Source organism: Nannocystis sp. (genome assembly GCF_016714285.1).
Lineage (GTDB): Bacteria > Myxococcota_A > Polyangia > Nannocystales > Nannocystaceae > Nannocystis.
In genome coordinates this window covers 63,350-80,735 of the sequence record NZ_JADJNN010000017.1, presented here as the reverse complement: position 1 = coordinate 80,735, position 17,386 = coordinate 63,350, and the positions used below count along the sequence as shown (strand labels likewise).

The 17,386-nt window shown below is 67.8% G+C and carries 18 protein-coding genes; 17 read left to right on the top strand and 1 reads right to left on the bottom strand.

The window, feature by feature from the left end; all coding sequences use genetic code 11:
* Positions 1 to 28: 28 nt before the first annotated feature.
* Positions 29 to 427, bottom strand: a complete 399-nt coding sequence (locus IPJ59_RS26140) for a hypothetical protein (RefSeq protein WP_293273788.1) — start codon at positions 425 to 427, stop codon at positions 29 to 31.
* 64 nt (positions 428 to 491) lie between these two features.
* Here IPJ59_RS26140 and IPJ59_RS26135 point away from each other — a divergent pair, with 64 nt between their 5' ends.
* The 17 genes from IPJ59_RS26135 (at position 492) to IPJ59_RS26055 (ending at position 17,377) form a co-directional block, all read left to right on the top strand.
* On the top strand, positions 492 to 2,717 hold the full coding sequence (locus IPJ59_RS26135) for a protein kinase domain-containing protein (protein ID WP_293273787.1): 2,226 nt from the start codon (positions 492 to 494) through the stop codon (positions 2,715 to 2,717).
* A gap of 2,087 nt (positions 2,718 to 4,804) precedes the next feature.
* The gene (locus IPJ59_RS26130; RefSeq protein ID WP_293273786.1) at positions 4,805 to 5,293 is read left to right on the top strand and encodes a hypothetical protein; all 489 of its coding nucleotides are present in this window, start codon (positions 4,805 to 4,807) and stop codon (positions 5,291 to 5,293) included.
* Positions 5,294 to 5,364: 71 nt separating this feature from the next.
* The gene (locus IPJ59_RS26125; RefSeq protein WP_293273785.1) at positions 5,365 to 5,739 is read left to right on the top strand and encodes a hypothetical protein; all 375 of its coding nucleotides are present in this window, start codon (positions 5,365 to 5,367) and stop codon (positions 5,737 to 5,739) included.
* Positions 5,736 to 6,095 carry a hypothetical protein gene (locus IPJ59_RS26120; RefSeq protein WP_293273784.1) on the top strand — a complete coding sequence of 120 codons (360 nt, stop codon included), beginning with the start codon at positions 5,736 to 5,738 and terminating at the stop codon, positions 6,093 to 6,095. Before IPJ59_RS26125 ends, IPJ59_RS26120 begins: the two co-directional genes overlap by 4 nt.
* Positions 6,092 to 6,313 (top strand): hypothetical protein, encoded by a 222-nt coding sequence (locus tag IPJ59_RS26115; protein ID WP_293273783.1) that lies wholly within the window; start codon positions 6,092 to 6,094, stop codon positions 6,311 to 6,313. Before IPJ59_RS26120 ends, IPJ59_RS26115 begins: the two co-directional genes overlap by 4 nt.
* Before the next feature lie 214 nt (positions 6,314 to 6,527).
* Positions 6,528 to 6,695, top strand: coding sequence for a hypothetical protein (locus IPJ59_RS26110; RefSeq protein ID WP_293273782.1), 168 nt, complete (start codon positions 6,528 to 6,530; stop codon positions 6,693 to 6,695).
* The gene (locus tag IPJ59_RS26105) at positions 6,670 to 7,194 is read left to right on the top strand and encodes a hypothetical protein (RefSeq protein ID WP_293273781.1); all 525 of its coding nucleotides are present in this window, start codon (positions 6,670 to 6,672) and stop codon (positions 7,192 to 7,194) included. Before IPJ59_RS26110 ends, IPJ59_RS26105 begins: the two co-directional genes overlap by 26 nt.
* 49 nt (positions 7,195 to 7,243) lie before the next feature.
* Complete coding sequence (locus IPJ59_RS26100) at positions 7,244 to 8,116, top strand: hypothetical protein (RefSeq protein ID WP_293273780.1); 873 nt, start codon at positions 7,244 to 7,246, stop codon at positions 8,114 to 8,116.
* Between the two features lie 26 nt (positions 8,117 to 8,142).
* A complete protein-coding gene (locus IPJ59_RS26095) occupies positions 8,143 to 8,868 on the top strand; it encodes a hypothetical protein (RefSeq protein WP_293273779.1) in 726 nt (241 codons plus the stop codon).
* Between the two features lie 145 nt (positions 8,869 to 9,013).
* A complete protein-coding gene (locus IPJ59_RS26090) occupies positions 9,014 to 9,724 on the top strand; it encodes a hypothetical protein (protein WP_293273778.1) in 711 nt (236 codons plus the stop codon).
* Positions 9,721 to 10,752, top strand: coding sequence for a hypothetical protein (locus tag IPJ59_RS26085; protein ID WP_293273777.1), 1,032 nt, complete (start codon positions 9,721 to 9,723; stop codon positions 10,750 to 10,752). The genes IPJ59_RS26090 and IPJ59_RS26085 overlap by 4 nt, the downstream gene beginning before the upstream one ends.
* Positions 10,753 to 10,825: 73 nt before the next feature.
* Positions 10,826 to 11,149: a hypothetical protein gene (locus IPJ59_RS26080; RefSeq protein WP_293273776.1), complete on the top strand. Its 324-nt coding sequence runs from the start codon at positions 10,826 to 10,828 to the stop codon at positions 11,147 to 11,149.
* The gene (locus IPJ59_RS26075) at positions 11,146 to 13,059 is read left to right on the top strand and encodes a hypothetical protein (RefSeq protein ID WP_293273775.1); all 1,914 of its coding nucleotides are present in this window, start codon (positions 11,146 to 11,148) and stop codon (positions 13,057 to 13,059) included. Before IPJ59_RS26080 ends, IPJ59_RS26075 begins: the two co-directional genes overlap by 4 nt.
* A 2-nt stretch (positions 13,060 to 13,061) precedes the next feature.
* Positions 13,062 to 13,763: a hypothetical protein gene (locus IPJ59_RS26070; RefSeq protein ID WP_293273774.1), complete on the top strand. Its 702-nt coding sequence runs from the start codon at positions 13,062 to 13,064 to the stop codon at positions 13,761 to 13,763.
* A gap of 75 nt (positions 13,764 to 13,838) precedes the next feature.
* On the top strand, positions 13,839 to 14,252 hold the full coding sequence (locus IPJ59_RS26065; protein WP_293273773.1) for a hypothetical protein: 414 nt from the start codon (positions 13,839 to 13,841) through the stop codon (positions 14,250 to 14,252).
* Positions 14,252 to 15,061: a hypothetical protein gene (locus IPJ59_RS26060; RefSeq protein WP_293273772.1), complete on the top strand. Its 810-nt coding sequence runs from the start codon at positions 14,252 to 14,254 to the stop codon at positions 15,059 to 15,061. The genes IPJ59_RS26065 and IPJ59_RS26060 overlap by 1 nt, the downstream gene beginning before the upstream one ends.
* Before the next feature lie 381 nt (positions 15,062 to 15,442).
* Positions 15,443 to 17,377 carry an Eco57I restriction-modification methylase domain-containing protein gene (locus tag IPJ59_RS26055; RefSeq protein ID WP_293273771.1) on the top strand — a complete coding sequence of 645 codons (1,935 nt, stop codon included), beginning with the start codon at positions 15,443 to 15,445 and terminating at the stop codon, positions 17,375 to 17,377.
* The last annotated feature ends 9 nt before the right edge of the window (positions 17,378 to 17,386 follow it).

Below are 17,386 nucleotides of genomic sequence, written 5' to 3'. Positions count from 1 at the left end.
CGGCCGTGGATCGCTTGTTTCGCAAGCCTCACCGACGCCGCCCCTGGGCCTCCTGTCGAAAGTCTCTGGCCGCAGCCCGAAGGCCCGGCCGCAGCACGTCGCGTGCGAGCACGAGGTCCGCAGCGGCGATGAGCCGGCACAGGTGCAACGCCTGACCCGACCGAACGTAGGCCGCGCGACGCCCCTGCACGGCGAGCGTGAGGAAATCTTCCGCATCGTCGTCGTCGGCAGCCTGGCGCAACTTCTCCTCCGCCAGCTCCGTGGCAACGACGAGCCGCTCGAGAGGCGCGGGCGAGGTCGTGAGCGCCGGATCGCCAGCGACGATCTCCTTGTAGACCGCATCGTTGTCCGCGGTGGGCGACAGCGGCGGCGCGGCAGGGCCGGGCGTAGCGAGGGCCAAGGCGAGCAGAGAGCAGAGGGCGAGCATGGTCCTGGTGTACCGCACACGCGGGGCGGTCGGAAGCGCCCGGGTTATGGCAGGCTTGCCGGCGATGGACAGCACTCCGACGCCGTCGACGCCCGAGCCCGCGAGGGGACGGAAGATCATCATGACCCCGCTGCTCAAGGACATGGCGATCGGCGCCAAGCTCCGCGCCGACCTCCAGGCCGCGAAGGACTGGCCCGTCTACGAGGAACTCGGGCGCGACATGGAAGGCGAGCTGATCGGAGCTCGCTACTTGATCGTCCGCCGGCTCGCGAAGGGCGGCATGGGGGACGTGTTCTTGGCCAAGGATCTGACGCGCAAGTGCCCGGTGGCGATCAAGATCCTCCGCTCGCGCCGCCCCGAAGCCGCGCGGCGCTTCCGCATGGAAGGGATCATCCTCAGCAACCTGCAACACCCCGGGATCGTCCGTGCGGTGGACGTGGGCGAGACACCGGATGGGCCGCCGTACATGGCGCTCGAGTACCTGGACGGCGAGCCGTTGTCCGTCCGCGTCGCACGCGGGCCGCTGCCATGGCGCGACGTGGCGACGTTCGGGATCCAGATCGCCGGCGCCGTCCATGAACTCCACGCCGCCGGCATCATTCACCGCGACCTGAAGCCCGCCAACATCATGCTGACGACAGGCGCGACCGGGCTGTCAGCCGCGAAGTTGATCGACCTCGGCCTGGCCCGGGTCGGCGCGCCATTCCTGGACGTCCAGGACGCACTCTTCACCCCGGATCCGCCCGAGCGGCACCAGACGCAGCTCGGGCACCCAATCGGCACGCCGGGCTACCTGCCGCCCGAGGCCGGGCAGTGCCCCGCCGAGCCGCGGCTGGACGTGTACTCGCTCGGCGCGACGCTCTACCAGCTCTGCACGCAGCTGCTCCCGCGAGATACGGACGGCCGACCGATCCGCGAGGTCTGCCCCGGAAGTGACGCGCCGGACGATCTGTCGCGGCTGCTTCAGGCCGCGCTCGCGCCGGATCCAAGCGAGCGCCTGGCCTCCGTCGATCACCTGCAACGCGGGCTCGAGGCGATTCTCGCGGCACACCCGCGGGCCGTGGGGGCGCGCCAGCTGTTCGGCGGTAGCTACGACCGGCTCGAGGTGCTCGGGGTCGGCGCGAGCGCGGTCGTCTTCCGCGCCTCCGATCGCCGTCTGTCCCGCGAGGTCGCGGTCAAGGTCCTGCGCGACGCGGAGCCGAGCGAGGACGACGCGATCCGCTTCCGCCGCGCGGCCAAGGTGCTGTCCGCGCTGCGCCACCCGAACATCCCGCGGATCCTGCACTTCGGGACTCACGACGAGCAGACCTTCGCCGTCACGGAGCTGTGCCCCGGCTCGCCCGCTTCGAGCTTCATGCGCCCCGACAACTATCTGCGCCCCGACGAGGTTGTGGCGGTCGGCCTGCAACTCGCCGGGGCGCTCGCCGCCGGGCATGCCGCGGGCGTCGTGTACCGCGACCTGCACCCGGGCAACGTGTTGATCGATCGCGGGGATCCGACACGTGCGTGGATCTTCGACTTCGATCAGGCCCAGGTATCCGCCGAATTTTACGCGGCCTTGACTGAGCGATGGGCGACGCCGCCAGAGGAACGCACCGAGCCCAAGCGCGGCAAGCCCTTGCAGAGGATGGACTACGCCGCGCCCGAGGTACGCGGGGGCGCGGCGTTCTCGGCCGCCAGCGACGTCTACGCGCTCGGCCTCCTGCTCTACCGCTTGCTCACGGGGCGGCGACCCTTCCCCCTGTCGGGCGGCGAGCCGAGGCCGCCGCGCGAGCTGTGCCCGGCGTGTCCGCTTGAGCTCGAGCGCATGCTCCTGACGATGCTCAGCCCGAGCCCCGGCAACCGCCCGACGCTTGACGTGTTCCAGGCCGCGCTCAACGAAGATCTCGAGGACAGTGACGATGCAACGGCGGAAGCGGAGCGAGCCCCGCGTACGCCGCCACCGGCACCCGCAACAGCCGAGTACGCGACAGTCGCTACCGTGACGGCCAGCACCGTGACAGCAACAGCGCCAGACAGGCGCCCGCGGCGGGTCCCGGCTGGTGGGCGCTCGGGCTCACGGGGGTCGCATGCTTGGCGATCGGGCGCGCGACCGTGCCGCGACACGAGCCCGATCCGCCGACCTTGCACTTCCGGTGCGCTTGACGGACGAGGCGGCCCGAAGCTCCTACGCCCTCGCTGGTCCACACCCCGCGTGCCCTGGCGATGGACGACAACCCCGCCGCGCCAGCGCTCGGCCCGGACCCGAAGCGCGACGCAGCCCCGCGGGCCGTGCGGCGTGAAGTGGTGACCCAGGCCGAAGCGTTGGAAGCGGCACAGCGCGCCGTGCCAAGCCTGCGCGCGTGCACTGGCGTCCCGCGCCACGTGACCGCGGACCTCGACATCGTTCGCGGCCGCGGCGTCGTCACGGCGCTCAACCTCCAACCCCCGGATCTCGACGATCCGAAGTCCTGGCATGGTTGCGCGGTACGGAGTCTCAAGCCCGTCCGGTTCCCGGTGAGCGACACTGCCGGACCCGTGCACGGTCCGCCTCACGCTCCGATGAGACGAAGGGGCGCGTGCCCGTCGGGTACGCGCCTCACTCACCGCGGCGGCGTCCAGGAGGGCCTCTAGGTTTAGCGTCGCCATATCGTTGACCGAGCTCGATCTGCATGTCGCCGAGGGGCGGGTCGGCCTGCCCCGCTGACGGTGCGACGTGCTGTGGCCAGTCGAGCGTGTACCGGCCGTGAAGTCTGAAAGCCTCTGCCCACGTGCTAGCGGCCGCGCCTTCGTCGAAGCCTGTCGCGGCAGATCGTCGCTCGGTCTCCTCCGGCGGCGGCGGCCCTGAGCGGCGGTGAGAGCTGCCGGAACCGTGGACTCTTCCACCGCTTTTCCACTGCACACGAGCATCAGGATCGCCGCCATGTGTAAGAACTGGCGGAGGGTCACAGCAGCGGCGGGGTCCGACTCCTTGACCTGGTTGCGCGCAGCGGAGACGACGGCCACGGGCTTCGGAGGCGTTGCGTCTGGCGGGGTCGCCACGGGCGTGGGATGCGGTGTTGTCTCAACCACTTCGGCTTCGGCCCTGCGCGTTGTCGGGATCGCCACGGGCGTGTGAGGTGGTGTTGTAGCGTCGGTCCTGCGCGGTCTCGGGGTCGCCCGCAGCACGGCGAGGTGCATCGGGTTCTCGGGGTCGATGGCGGCGCCGAGCTCGACCACATACCGCTTGGAGAAGTCACGGTCGGTCAGGGCAGGCGCACGCGAAACAAACACGCAGCCGAGCCCGATCAGCAGCCGAAGCACCGGGGCCACACTACGTTCTGGAAGATCGACACCATAGCCCGCGAGCTGAGCGCGGATGGCTGTCTCCCGGCCGTACAGGCGCAGGCAGCCCTTCGCGGCCGCCTCTCGCAGCCCCGCAAGGACGGCGGGGGCGTCCTCGAGGGCCTTGCGTCCCCCAAGCCGCGGGTCAGGGATCGCGTGCCTCGCGAGATGGTCGATGTAGAGGTCGAACGCCTCAAGGGCCTCCTTTAGCCCTTGGTCACTCGCAAGTCTTGTGTACTCGGCCTTGACCGCCTCCACGTGAGCATGCGGGGGCTGTCCCGGGCGGCCCGCCACGCGTTTAGCCGGGCGGCTTGCCTGCTTGGGGCGGGCCTCACGGACCACGTTGAAGGGAACCCGCCAGTCGTCCACGACTCTCGAATCGCACCCACCACCCTCCTTGTCCCAAGTGAGCATGAGACCGCCCTCAACACTCGACAGCAGCAGCGTGGTCTCCGGATCGGGAGAGCACACACCGAGCAACGGCCACATGTGGGTGGCCTGGAACGCGTAGTGCTTGCCGTTGAAAGTGACGTGGTACGGCGCCCTGTCCTTGAGCGGCTCTTGCAGCCGGTACATCTGGGCCTCTCGCAGGATGTCGAGGATGTCCAGGCGTCGATCGGCACGGACTTGGACCACCACGCGATGACCAGTCCCCCCTGGTTCCCCGAACATCGCGATCCGCCCCGTCTCGAGCACGATCGGGTGTCTGACGTGCAGCTCGTACTGCTCGGCCAGACGGCGAACGTGGTCCTGCATCGACTCCAAGGCCCCACGATGGTACCCCCGTACGCACTGGCCCTCTACGCTCAAGTACGCGCAATTAACTTGAGCGCCGCTTGAAACCGAATGACTTAGAATGACAGCACTTGAGATCGACTTGAACGCGCACGCCGCATCGCATCCCACGTCAACGATGCGCGGATGTACATATAAATAACGATGTTATGTGCGCAGCTACGCCGTCGAGCAGCGCATTAAAAGATCCGCCACAGGGCTTGACGAGCGCTCCGGCTAGACCCGATCGTGGGATCGATGCCTCGAGTGGTTGCCACTGCCGCAGACGGATCGATCCTCGTGGACCACGAAGTCCCCGAAGACCTTGTCATGCGGTGCGTTGTGGAGTTCGCCGAAAAGTTCCCAAATCTCCCCATCTATATTGAGGGTGAGCTGCTCCTGGACGAGCAGCGGGTCGCGATCCTCCACCAAGCGCGGGTGCTACGTAGGGCCACGTCGCGGATCGCAGAGGACATGACCCACGACGAATTTAGACGGACCACTGGCACCCTCCGTGAGTGCTTTGAGGACCTCCGGCGGCTGCACATCAGCAGTGCTCGCGAACTTGGTCTCCTGGTTCAGGCCCATAACGCGGCCGTTGTGGAGGAGGGCATCAGGGCCCGCTTCTATCTCCATCAAAGTCTTGAAGACATCGACGCGATCGACGCGAGCCACACGATCGCACGGGTCCGGCGGAATCTCGAAATAACTCCGGACGCCCGGCACTTCACGCCCATCAACGTTACCGCCGACACTCAGAGCGGCAAACAATCTCGGAGGAAGCAATGAGTAAACAGAGATACTACTCAACATCGAGCGGCGACGTGATGGCGAGCGCGAGTCGCTCACTCGGCACCACGATGAAGACCGCCGTTGCCACCTACTACCAAGGCCAAGACATGGTGACGGCCCAGACGATCCGGGACGCCACCAGTGTCAGCGAGGCCACGGACATCGTCCGGGCGATGCGCCAGGGAAGGGCCATCGACACCCTCATGGTTGCCGCATCGGCGGCCTCGGGAGCTGTCGCGGGCGCGCTACTCCAGCGCACCCTCGGTAACCCGACGATGTTCGGCGCCTCGCCGGTGGGTGGGCTCGGCTTGGTCACCATGGCCGCGGGCCTCGCCGCGCCGCTCGGCCTGCCCGCCCGCGCCGCGCTCGTCGCTGGCGGGGCCACTTACCTGGCGGGAGCGCAACTCTACAGCCACTTGTTCCCAAAGGAGGTTAGCCCATGACGACGATCGTGGCGCAGATCCGGGCCATCCGCATGGGGCACTCAGAGCGGGCGCAAGTGCATGCGGTGTGTGCCAAAGGCCACGACATCAAGATCGAGGTCGCCAGCGATGAGGTCCCCGGCGCCGTGGGTGACCTGCTCGTCCTTTCGTGGTCAGCGCATGCCAACCCGGCCGCTGCCACGCCGGCCCTAACCGCTCCGTCCGCGCCTGTGTCCGTGCCCGTCCCCGCGTCCATGTCGACGGCTGACGCGGCGGTTGTAGATGGCCAGTTCGATGCACTGATGCGAGGCGGCGCCCCACAAACGCTCACACCCGATCAACAGCTTGCCGCCTTGTTCAAGGAGAAGGCGAGATGAGCGTCAAACCGCCCAAGGACGTGTGGCCTGTGTGGGATTATAAACGCCAGGAGGAGCTGCTCGACTATTTGCGACAACCAAAACGCAGGATCGACAAGTGGAGTGACAATTCGCAGGTCTTTCTTGACGACGAACCCTGCGAAAGTGAAGAGGAGAGAGCCGCCCGTGAGTGGGCAGATGATTGCCTGAAGATTCTACGAGGCCAGGTTCCTGGCTGAATCCAGGCTCAACAATTTCCATTAGTCCAGTCATGCATGATCCCGCGCCTTCATGGTGCGTGGTCTGGGATTCGTTTGTGTTCACAAGGAGAAGGTACGATGAGTAACATTGGAAAGTTGGTTCCGGTCGAGATGCTCGGTCGTGATGGTGAGTTCACATTCAATCAGGAGGCCATGGACAAGCTGAAGGCCCTCCTCTGCACGCCCGGGAGCGATGGACCGGGTGATGCAGTGCGTCGAGCAGTTCCCCTACATCCAGTCGTGCGTGGCGCGGGTCGAGGGGCAGTGCCGCACCGTCAGCCAGCGCTGCGACGCCACCGACATGTTCCTGTCAGGGGTATGTCTGCCCGGGGCAGGTGAACTACTCGCAGCGCACGCTTGACGAGTACAGCGACGACTCGCAGGTCAACCTCGAGGACATCGTGACCGGACTCGGCGGCGACTTCGTCAACGCGTTCCCGGTGCCGCCGACCAAGCTGATCCGGCTGACCCACAAGTCGCGGCCGGGGTACACGCCGACCAAGATCGCCATCGATTTAAATCTGGCTGGTGGCGCGAGCAATTACCTGGACTTCACGCTGCAATTCTACCTCTTCCCCGGCGGCGTCAGCACGGGGCTCGGCCTCGAGGTCGGATCGCAGATGCGGGGCAACCAGTTCCTGAACAAGGACGGGACGCAGATCCATGTGCCCTTCCCCCAGTACCGCAATGAGTCGATCGACATCGGCAGCCTCGAGACCCTCGCCCTCGTGATCAAGAACAACGGCGCGGCCAACAACCTCGATTCGGCGTTCGTCACGGTCTACTACAACAACAAGGAGTTCTACGCGCTTTGCAAGAAGCGCTGCGGATGCGTCACCCCCGGGTCTGCCCCGATGTGATGCCAGGGCCGGGCCCACAGGGCCCGGCCTTGGAGAAAGGACCACGACCATGGCCGAACCATTTTTCATCGTACTCAACAAAGAGGGCGACTTCGACGGCGTCACGCCGATGACGCAGACCCGCGACGCCTTCACCGTCTCGGGGCAGCGTTACTACCGGCTCAGCCTCTCGGGGCCGGCGGGAGTCATCGATTCGACGATCTTCGGGCTGTTCTCCGACGCGAGCCCCAAGATGGTCGGCCTCGCGGGCTCGTCCTTCAACCCGCAGACGGTGGCCCAGATCCTCTCCTCGGACCCGAGCAACACGATGCGCGAGGAGATCGACCTGACGCCCGTGGTCCAGCACGTGGTCATGTTCCCGGGCGACCGCCTGGCGCTGCGCACCATGGAGGGTGGCAGGGCCCAGGTCGTGCTCTCGGTGAACGAGCTCAACGAGGCGGACAACGTCCAGTACGCGCTCGGCGCGAGGCCCTTCGCGCAGACCCGCCGCCTGCGATTCATCCGGGAGACCGGGATCCCCTTCGCCCCGAACCTCAACGGTTCGCCGTGGCAACCAACGTTTGTGTTCAACCCCCTGAGCAGCCTGCTTATCACCCAGGGGAACAACGTCGGCCCGATCCCCGCGTCGGAGCTGTGCCTCTATCCGCGGCACCAGGGCTGCTACGTGTCGGTCCGCTACTCTGGCAACGGCAGCAACGCCGGAAAGCTGCACATCGTCGACGCCGAGACCCGGCAGTCGCGCATTGTGCAGGCCAACCTCACCGCGGTGCGGTGGTCGAAGGCTCAGTTCGTCAGCCACGACGATATGATCGCCTTCGAGGCGGCCCCGGATGTCGCCGGCAGCAAGCTGGTCGCCGACGTCGAGGTCGTGCGCGTCTTCCCCGGGGATCGCCTGCGCGGCCGCTACGAAGGAGACGTGTAGTCATGCCGCTGCTCGATCGACATCGCGTGTCCACGCTTATCACCCTGACGGCCCTCGAGCGCACCGTCGCCGGCCCCGAGCGAATGCTCCGGGAGTCCGAGGTCGCCATGCTCATCAAGGCCGCCTACGACGACGCCGTGGACACGGCGCGCGCGGCCTTCATGGCGCGCGTGCAGACGATGCCGACGAGCGCGTGGCCGTGGAGCGCCGTGCAAGCGGCGCCGCCTGTCGCCCGTCCGCCACTGGGCGTGCGGCCCCGCGGCGGCGGGCTCGGGGGGCCCGACGCCCTCGGCGTGCCGCCGGTGCCGACCACGCCAGCCCTGCTTGTCCTCCTGCGCGGTCAGGCGGATTCCGCCGACGCAGACCCCGGCAATCAGCTGCCCGCGCGGGGTACACCCGACGGGGCCGCCTGGGAGGGCCTCCAGGCCGCGCTGGACCGCTGGGACACCGCCGCCATCCGCCGGTACATCCGACCGCAGGGCTGGGTCGTCCCGGGCTCGGAGGGGCCCAGGGAGAGCCAGGACGACGGCGCCACGAGTGGCCCCCCGGCTCCGGCGCCTGGGACCTCGCCGGACCTCCCCGCGACCCAGACCGCCACCGTGCCGTTCTGGAAGCAGCCCGCCGTTCTGGTTGCGGGCGCCACTGTCGTGGTCGCCACCGGCGTCACGGTCTACGCGCTCACGCGCGACAGCGCCGGCCAGCGCCTTGAGGCCGAGTTGCGGCGCGTGGCCGCGGAGGCGCGGAAGCAATGAACCGTAGCACCTGGATCGGACTGGCCACCACGCTTGGCATCACGGGCGTCGCTGGCGGCGCCCTCTTTTTCAGCCGTCGCGCCAGCGCGGCGTCTCCACCCATAAGCCGCAGGTCCCGGGCATTGTGCCCAACCCTGGATCGCCGTTGCAGATCGACCTGCCGCCGCTCCCGACCGCGTTCGACGTCAAGGGCGACCTCTCACGCAACTGGGGCGAGACCCCCTTCGACCTACGCGCGCTCTTCCTGCTCACTGAGGAGGTTGCACGCATTCCCGGGGCCGCACGCTATCTGGCAATCGCGGCGAAGCGCGAGTCGGCGTTTGTCGCCGCCGCGCACAACGGCAACGCAGCGAACGAGCAGGACGAGCGCGACGACTCGCGCGCAGCCTATGTCAACAACAAGGCTCGCAACCCGCCACTACGATACGGCGAACAGGCGGCCGACTTCGGCAGCGGCGGCCTGTTCGGGGCGCTCGCACCCTACGCCTTGTGGACCGGCGTGCCCGAGGTCAAGACCAAGGCCCCACTGCTCAACGCCCCGCCGGAGATCCTGTTTCAACCCCGTGTTGCTGCCTTCTGCGCGGCCGTCTACATGCAACGGATCTTGGCGAACTACCGCGTGGACGACGTGGCCGATATCAAGGTCGGCTGGGCCAACCCCGGGCTGCTCGGCAAGGACCGCGGAGGCACCAAGTACAACGAGGTGCGCGCCCGATTCCTCGCGGACGCCAAGTCGCTGGGCATCGACCTCGCCGACGCCACCACGATCCCGGCGAAGCTCGACCCCTCCGCGTGGCCCGGCGTCCCCGCCGTGTTCACGGCCCTGGTCGGCACCCTGCCCAAGGAGCTGGCATGACCACAACGACGACCCTGGACTGCTACGGCCCGGAGATCGAGCAGGTCGCAAACCTCGTCGGCGACTTCAGCCTGCGCTCACGCCCCGACATCGGTGCCTGGTACGCCATGCAGTGGAAGGCGCTGGCCGAGCTGCTCGGCTTCTCCCAGCAGCTTGCCGCCCTGGCACCCTCCGCCCGCAGCGACAACCCGATCGGCGCGGCGCAGGAGGCCGGCCTCGCCGCGTTCGAGCTATCCCTGCGCGACGCTCGGCCCGGGGTGAGCGACGCGCAGGGCCACGTTCAGCTCGCCGCACTCACGAGCCTCGCGAGCGCCGGCCGTGAGCGCGGCGAGCTGTGGCGGGTGACTGCCGACCCGACGACACTACCCATGGGTGCATGCTACCGCGACGGCGAGCACCCGCAGATCAACCAATCCCTACGCGCGTTTTACCCCGACACCGCCCCTGGCTACTTCGGCGACGGGTGGGAGGGACCGCGGCCGCGGGCCGCGAGCGCGTGCGGCTGGCAAACGCCGTTAGTGCTCCACCTCGGGACCTTCCCCTGGATCTACAGCACACGGCTCGACGGCGCCGGTCCAGGCGCACGCTGGGTCTCATCAACGACGGAACCAGCGCTCGAGGGGCTGCGCGCCGCCGTCAGCCTGATGGACCCCGTGATCAACCTGCGGCAGGACGCCCGCCAGGTTGTCGCCATCTTCGAAAACTTCGCCAAACACACCGCCCCCCTCCTCGCGCGCGTGCCGGTATTCCAGCCCGGGCGCGGCGAGGCTGGCCGCCTGTACCGCCAAAACGGCTTTCTATACGTGCACCAGGGCAGCTTGCACGTCGCGGGCCTGGATGGCCCACGCGGCCGCATCTCTGCACCTGCCTACAACCACATCCTGCGTCGCTTCGCGTGCTTCTTCGCGGTGCGCCGGTCGACACTTCGCGACCTGACCGCCATGCCAGGCGACGTGCAGCGTCTGACCCGCAGCTCCTCAGACCCGTGCCTGCGTGCCTACGCGGAGGAGGTAGTCCGTGCGAGCTGACCAGCACCTTGGATCGAGGCGGATCGACCGTGAGCACTGGACGGGCGGGACCGCGCAGGGCTACGGTACCTGCATGTTCAAACCCACCACCCTCCTCCCCCTCATGTTCCTCCTCGGTGCCGTGGTCGGCTGCAAGGAGGACGAGCCGACCGCGGAATTCGGCGAGCCCTGTGGTCGCTACGAGTCGGAGCTAGATTGTGCCGACGATCTGCAGTGCCAAGGGTACTGCGCGCCCCGTTGCGAACAAGATAGCGACTGCCCGAGGATCGAGGGCTACCGCCACGAGTGTCTGATCGGTGTATGCTCTATTTTCTGCGATGAGGTCACGCTTTCCTGTCCGCAGAACCTCGGCACACCCATGAAATGTGGCGTGGGATTGTGTGAGCGTGATTCATGATCATCGACCCGAACAACCGCCTTTTCGACCGCGTACCGGATATCTTCCTGAGCCCATACCCGGCCGATGAAGCTCAAGCCGGGGAGGCATTCAGAATACTCATGGAGCGGGCAAAAGGAGGCGGGCAGACAACGGTTGGCGAGGACCTCCTGAGCCAGGCGGGCGCTGAAGCCTGGAACCAGGCCACGCAGCTCTTGTGGAAGAAGAAGGCGACCCTCAGCGGCGACGTGCTTGGCGAGGTCTGGGGAAAGGTTGCGTGGATCAACCCGAAGAGCGACTCCATTGCAGGGCTTCTCGCAGAAGTGCCGTTCGGGCTCACGTCGGACCCCACGGAGCTGCTCGGAGCCATGGCAAGTGTAGCGATCGATCTCGCCCTGAACGCCGTCTCCGCCATCCCTGTCGCGGGGTGGATCATCGGGATTGTCGTTGGCGTTGGGAAGGCCCTAGCGAGCCTCTTCAAGGGGCTGGCGACGGATGTCCCCGTGGAGGAGCGCGCCAGGCTGCCGTGGGGCCGATACAACCGCGATGTCGATCAAGAGTGGGTCCGCACCTTCATCAACATCGACGGCCCCGGCGTCGACTGGACCCCGATGTTCGCACCGCCGACGAAGGCGATTGCCTGGTCCCTGCTCGACGGCGTTGACCAGATCGACAACAAGACCGTGCTCGGCAAGGTCCTCGCCCCCTTCACCAACAAGACCGTCGCCTACAATGGCATGTACGGCGGCATCCCCGGCACCTTTCGCGTGGCGGGCCTCCTACAGTATCGGGGCCGGCCCCAGCCTCCGGCCGACGCGCTGCGCTTCTACAACGACGCCACGATCATCCAGCGCTACGGCGACTTCACGCAGACTGGCGACTTTTTCCCCGCCCTACAGCAACTCGCGGGCGCCACCTGGCAGCAGGTCGCCGCCGGCGGCCCGGACGCGTACAAGGTCGACTGCGCCAAGCTCGAGTCCATGTGGCGCGACTGGTTCACCGCGCTCTACACCTCCGCGATGGAGAAGAACTACAGCGACTACCTGCTCCCCTACCTCGCCCGCGAGGTCCACGGCGAGTGGCGCCTCGGGACCAGCGCGTCCGGTGTCATCACCCCCAGCGCGACGGACGGCACCGGGGTCCCGCTCGTCACCCGCGGCACCCTCAAGACCGGCGCCCTCGCCACCGCGGCCTCACGCACGCCATGCATGTATACCGAGGGTGAGGTCAATGGCCGCCGTGTCGACGGTAACGACCTCGCACGCAAGTGGCTGCGCGACGCCAAGACGGGCGTCTACACGGCCCCGCCACCCTCCCCGCACATGAACGGCAAGGGCCGATTCTGTGTCCCGTGGCCCCCCGGCGATCTGCTGCTCTCGAAGTACCGCCGGGCCGACGACGCGATCATCACACCCGCTCTCCAGGCCGTCGCGCAGCTCCAACGCCGACGCCTCTCCCGTAGCCTCGACTGCGCCTATGTGCGCCCCGAGGCGGTCGACGGTCGCCCGGCCTACGCCGCGTTCGCCGGCCCGGGGAACGTTGCACTTCGTGACTACTGCATCGAGATGCGCAAGCGACTCCTGACCCACCCCGACCGTATGAGGGTCGACTACGAGACAGTCCGCGAGGTTGATAAGGAGTACGCCGACGCGTTGCGCACGTCTGGCGTGCCGACGACCGCGCTACAGCGTGCGGCCGCGATGTCCAAGCTCGGGGCCAACCCGAAGCCCGCGGGCCAGCCGCTCGACCCGAAGCAGCCCGCGCCCGCGCGGCCGTTGCCGGCGCAAGGTGGCCTGGCCTTCGATCCAAATCCAGAGACCACACCCCGCGGGCCCACATGGGTGAAGCCCGCAATTTATGGCGGCGCCGCGCTGGTCTCCTCGATCGCGCTCGCCCTCGGAATCAAACACGTCAGAGCTCAGGGAGGTTGACCATGAAGTGGGGATTACAACACGTGCGGGTGACGCTCAAAGAGGAGAGCACCGGCGAAACCATCAGGATCGAGCAAAACTCGGACGGAACGGTCCGTTGCGAGACCGCAAAGCGCGCGAGCAAACCTAAAGGCGAAGCCGAGCGACCCGCGGCGAAGCCGGCGGCCGAAAGGCCCGCAGCCGAGCGCCCCGCGGCGAAGTCGGCAGATAGGCCGCCTGGGCCGCGGCCCGCTCCCGCGAATGACGCCCCGAACGACCCTCGTCGCCAGCGCCGGACAAGCACACTCGAGTGGAAGGCGACCCGCGACGCCGGCTACGATGGCTTTCTTGCCCGCTCGGGAAACGGCCAGTTCAAGGTCCTTTTCAATCGCGTCTGGGCCCTGTTCTTCGAGCGCCGCAATGAGCCGCCAGAGCCGCTGGGATGTTACAAAAACATCAACAAGGCCAAGGAGGATGCCCAGCGACTCCATGATCGCGGCATGCGGGATTCCGAGCTCACTCCAGACCAGGTGAGTGCCTTTTGTCCACCCGAGGCTGTGATCGACGACTCCACGTCACGATCTGAGCAGAGGGCGCCCCAGGCCCGAAGCAGGAGGCCGCAGAGGCACCTACGCCTGAGCCAGCGGATACGCCAGCGGTCGATGACGCAGCAGCGGAGGCGGATGCGCTTCGCGCTCTCAAGTCGCGCGTTGCATCGATGGTGAGCGACGACGACGACGATTGACATTTGCGATATCGAGCCGCGTAACTGTGCGCGGATAGGTGGTTGGAGGTTATCGATGGGCAAGATCAAACCAGGGGCGTTATACGTCGGGTCCGGACGTCGTTATGTCGACAGCCAGGCACTTCATAATATCGCCCGTACACACGAGGTCGTGGAGATGCAGGGTGGTGGTTGGCGGATTTTGGGCGCCGATGGCGTCGTCGCTTGTTCGCTCGTCAACAGTCGCTCGCCACTGCCCCAGCAGCGAGGCTCGCTGTACGAGGTGTCGGCCGCGCACGGTGTTCTGCTGTCTATGGCCAGGACGTGGGTCGCACACGGCCAACTCAGCATCCATGAAGCGCCCGCCGAGCCCGCGCGCGCGTCCTGTGGTGGCTGCGGCGCCGCGTGTGCGTGCGGCCCGTGCCAGCACAAGCATGGGCACGGCACGCATGAGCACGATCCGCGCGAAGGCGCCGGAGGCACGAAGTAGTGAACCGTCGCACCAAAGAGCGAGCCGGATTCAAGTCGCTCGACGATCTGCGGCTTTGCATCCTCGCATTCGTGTCTTTCCGTGAGGCCGCCGAACTCGGGCTACCTCTTCACTCAAAAGCGCACCGGAACCTACCAAGGAGCAACGTGGCCGCTGAACATCGACTCAAGCAAGCCGTCGAGCAGTGGCGGACGCAACTGTCCGGCCGGTGGTCGCTTGATGAGATGGTTCGGCTTGAGGAGGCCAACGCCGATGTGATCGCAACGATCCTGGCCGAGGCCCTGCCGATTCTCCGGGCTAGAAGCGGCGAAGCGCCTGAGACCCCCGAGGACTTCGTGGCCTACAACGTGATCGTGGAACGAGAGCGGCCGCGCGACCTCATGAAGGACGCCGCCGTGCTGAAGCGCCTGAACGCGCGGATCGATCGCCAGCTAGCGCAGGGCGGCCCCGAGTGGGACGTCTTTCAGAACACGGCCCGCGAGTACGTGCTGGCGCGGGCCGAGGCGATGCTGCTGCGCGAGCGCGGCTGGGACGCGGTCGCGTTGCTCATCACCGGGGGACCAGGGATCGCCATCATCGCCAGCGGCGCAGTGGTCGCCGTCCGGAATCACATGGGCGGGCTCTACATTCACCCCTACCGCCGCGGCACCCTCAACCACCTCTATGCTGACATGCGAAAGGCCGAGGAGAAGGTCCTCGCCTTGATGGAGAACATGAAGGCTGCGCTCAAGAACACCAAGGAAACCCTGGCCCCTTTCGCCACCGAGCTGTGGAAGCTCGCGCGCAAGGCCAGGATCGAGATCGTATGACGCCACGAATCGAGGGATCGACATGACACCAGCACAAGCGCTCGATCAGCTAATCCCGGGGTGGACGGCGTCCATGGGCTACCCGGCCCTCCCCGCCCCCCCCCCCCCCCCCCCCCCCCGCCCTCCGCCCCCTCCCCCGCCCCCCCCCCCCCCCCCCGCCGCCGCCGGGGCGCCCCCCCCGCCCCCCCCCCCCCCCCGCGCGGCGGGGGGGCGGCGGCGCCGGCGGGCCGCCCCCCCCCGGGGCCCCCCCCCGGCCCGCCGCCCCGCCGGGGGCGGCCCGGCCCCCGCCCAAGCGCCGTCGAACCGGAAAAGTATTCACCAACCTTCATCATCAACCTGGTCTCAAAGAACCGGGCCTCGCTCGAGGAGATGGTGGCTGCGATGCTTGGGTCCGAACGGCTCAAGCAGGGCAAGCGACCCAAGTACGACTACGACTTCGCCGCCTACGCCGCTCTCGTGCCCGAGGAGCGAGCGCTCGATGACCAGCCCGACGACGTCGTTGTGCGGCGGATCCAGCAGCGCATGACCAGGCTGGTCGAGCGGAGCGTCGCTAAGGCAGACGCCGAAGCCAGGGCCGACGTAAGGGCGCAGGCCGAGGCGGACGCCTTCGAGATGGCCCTGACCTTCATCCGTATGCGCGCCGAGGCGGTGCTGCTACGCGAGGCCGGCTGGGACGCGGTGCCCCTCCTGCGTCGGTATCCGTCCCTCGTCGTGATGTCCCGGGGGTCCACGGCCGCGATCCGTGACTGGCGCGGCACCGTGCACCTGCGTGCTGGCTTTGGCGCGCTGGGGCCCATCACCGTGGAGACGGAGAAGAAGATCGCCGCGATCGAGGTGACGGCGTCAGCCTCGCGGATCGACCGCTACGCGCTGGCGTTCTGGGCCCGCGCACGCGCCCTCTCGGGCGCTCCCATGATCCCCGTCGAGCCCGAGATGCCCCCCGATCTGCGCGGCGTGTCGTGGCGCCGCGAGGCCAACTTGAAGGCGATGCGCCTGGTCCTGACCAAGGAGGCCAGCGACTTCACCGCCGCCGAACGGCAGATCCTCGAGGGCTACTCCGGCTGGGGCGGCCTGTCGATCGAGAAGGTGGAGAGCCAGCTCCCGCCCGAGCTCATCCCCGAGACCTTCGGGCTCATCCACGAGTATTACACGCCGTCCGTCATCGCCAAGGCGCTCGCGGAGACGCTGTGCCCGCTGCTCGCCGAGCTCGCGGGCGCGGATGGTGTGGTGCATGCGCTGGAGCCGAGCGCCGGCATCGGGCGGCTCCTCCGCGGGTTCACTCCGCGCCTGTGCCTGGCGCTCGAGGCCGGCGGCCAGATCAAGCGCATCAGCTGGACCGCCGTCGAATACTCGAAGGTCAGCTCGACGCTGCTTCGCGCGCTGCGCCCAGACATCGACCTCCACCACATGCCCTTCGAGCGGTGGATCCGCGAGGAGTCGGCGCGTATGCGCGGCACGATCAGCCTCATCGTCTCGAACCCGCCGTATGGCGAGCGCGGCGCGATGGCCCGCGAGGACCCCGACGAGTTTTACAAGGAGAAGCGCGCCTACGCGTATTTCATGCGCCGCGCGCTCGACCTGCTGATCCCGGGCGGGATCGGCGTATTCCTCGTGCCGGCCGGCTTCCTGAGCGGCAGCCTCAACCGGGGTCTGCGCGAGAAGCTGCTGCGGCGTAACCACCTCCTCGGCGCCTTCCGCCTGCCGAGCCACGACCGCAAGGGCCACGAGAACGTGCCCGGCGCCTCCGTCGTCATGGACATGGTCTTCTGGCGCAGCCGCGGCGGCGAGCTGACCGAGGTCGACGAGGCCGACCGCTACATCCACGACGGCGACTACTTCGTGCAGAACAAGGACCACCTGCTCGGCGTGGAGGATGGATCCTTCAGCGGCGAGGACGAGGTCGGCAAGACCCCGAGCTGGCGCTACAAGGTGACGGGCGAGCTGCCCACCCGGCTCCCGCCTCTGGCTCCGCGACCGGTCTGCACGAGCTGCGTGCTCAACGTGATCGCTGCGCGAGAGGCGGGCAACTTCCAGACCGTCGTCCGCGGCGACGACGGCATCCCCGTCGATGTCATCGGTGACCTGCGACACGCGCTCGAGCTCGGCGCCCGTGTGGATCGCTACCTCGCAGCCCTCGGCGCCGACGAGGCCGATCGGGTGAACGCGCTGTGGCCCGAGCTCAACGCCGCGTTGCGAGACTTCGCGGCCAGCTTCGGGAACCCCGCGAGGTCCGCCGAGCTGCGCGAGCTGGCCGGCAAGCGCGGCCTCCAGGCCGCCCAGCAGATCCTCAACGCGTTCGACCGGAGTGGCACCTGATCGCGGCGC

Excerpts from the sequence above, each read along its gene's own strand:
- IPJ59_RS26110 (WP_293273782.1), top strand. The coding sequence starts at position 6,528 with ATGGACCGGGTGATGCAGTGCGTCGAGCAGTTCCCCTACATCCAGTCG.
- IPJ59_RS26055 (WP_293273771.1), top strand. The coding sequence starts at position 15,443 with ATGCTTGGGTCCGAACGGCTCAAGCAGGGCAAGCGACCCAAGTACGAC.
- IPJ59_RS26120 (WP_293273784.1), top strand. The coding sequence starts at position 5,736 with ATGACGACGATCGTGGCGCAGATCCGGGCCATCCGCATGGGGCACTCA.
- IPJ59_RS26135 (WP_293273787.1), top strand. The coding sequence starts at position 492 with ATGGACAGCACTCCGACGCCGTCGACGCCCGAGCCCGCGAGGGGACGG.
- IPJ59_RS26100 (WP_293273780.1), top strand. The coding sequence starts at position 7,244 with ATGGCCGAACCATTTTTCATCGTACTCAACAAAGAGGGCGACTTCGAC.
- IPJ59_RS26140 (WP_293273788.1), bottom strand. The coding sequence starts at position 427 with ATGCTCGCCCTCTGCTCTCTGCTCGCCTTGGCCCTCGCTACGCCCGGC.
- IPJ59_RS26080 (WP_293273776.1), top strand. The coding sequence starts at position 10,826 with ATGTTCAAACCCACCACCCTCCTCCCCCTCATGTTCCTCCTCGGTGCC.
- IPJ59_RS26070 (WP_293273774.1), top strand. The coding sequence starts at position 13,062 with ATGAAGTGGGGATTACAACACGTGCGGGTGACGCTCAAAGAGGAGAGC.
- IPJ59_RS26075 (WP_293273775.1), top strand. The coding sequence starts at position 11,146 with ATGATCATCGACCCGAACAACCGCCTTTTCGACCGCGTACCGGATATC.
- IPJ59_RS26115 (WP_293273783.1), top strand. The coding sequence starts at position 6,092 with ATGAGCGTCAAACCGCCCAAGGACGTGTGGCCTGTGTGGGATTATAAA.
- IPJ59_RS26065 (WP_293273773.1), top strand. The coding sequence starts at position 13,839 with ATGGGCAAGATCAAACCAGGGGCGTTATACGTCGGGTCCGGACGTCGT.
- IPJ59_RS26085 (WP_293273777.1), top strand. The coding sequence starts at position 9,721 with ATGACCACAACGACGACCCTGGACTGCTACGGCCCGGAGATCGAGCAG.
- IPJ59_RS26125 (WP_293273785.1), top strand. The coding sequence starts at position 5,365 with ATGAAGACCGCCGTTGCCACCTACTACCAAGGCCAAGACATGGTGACG.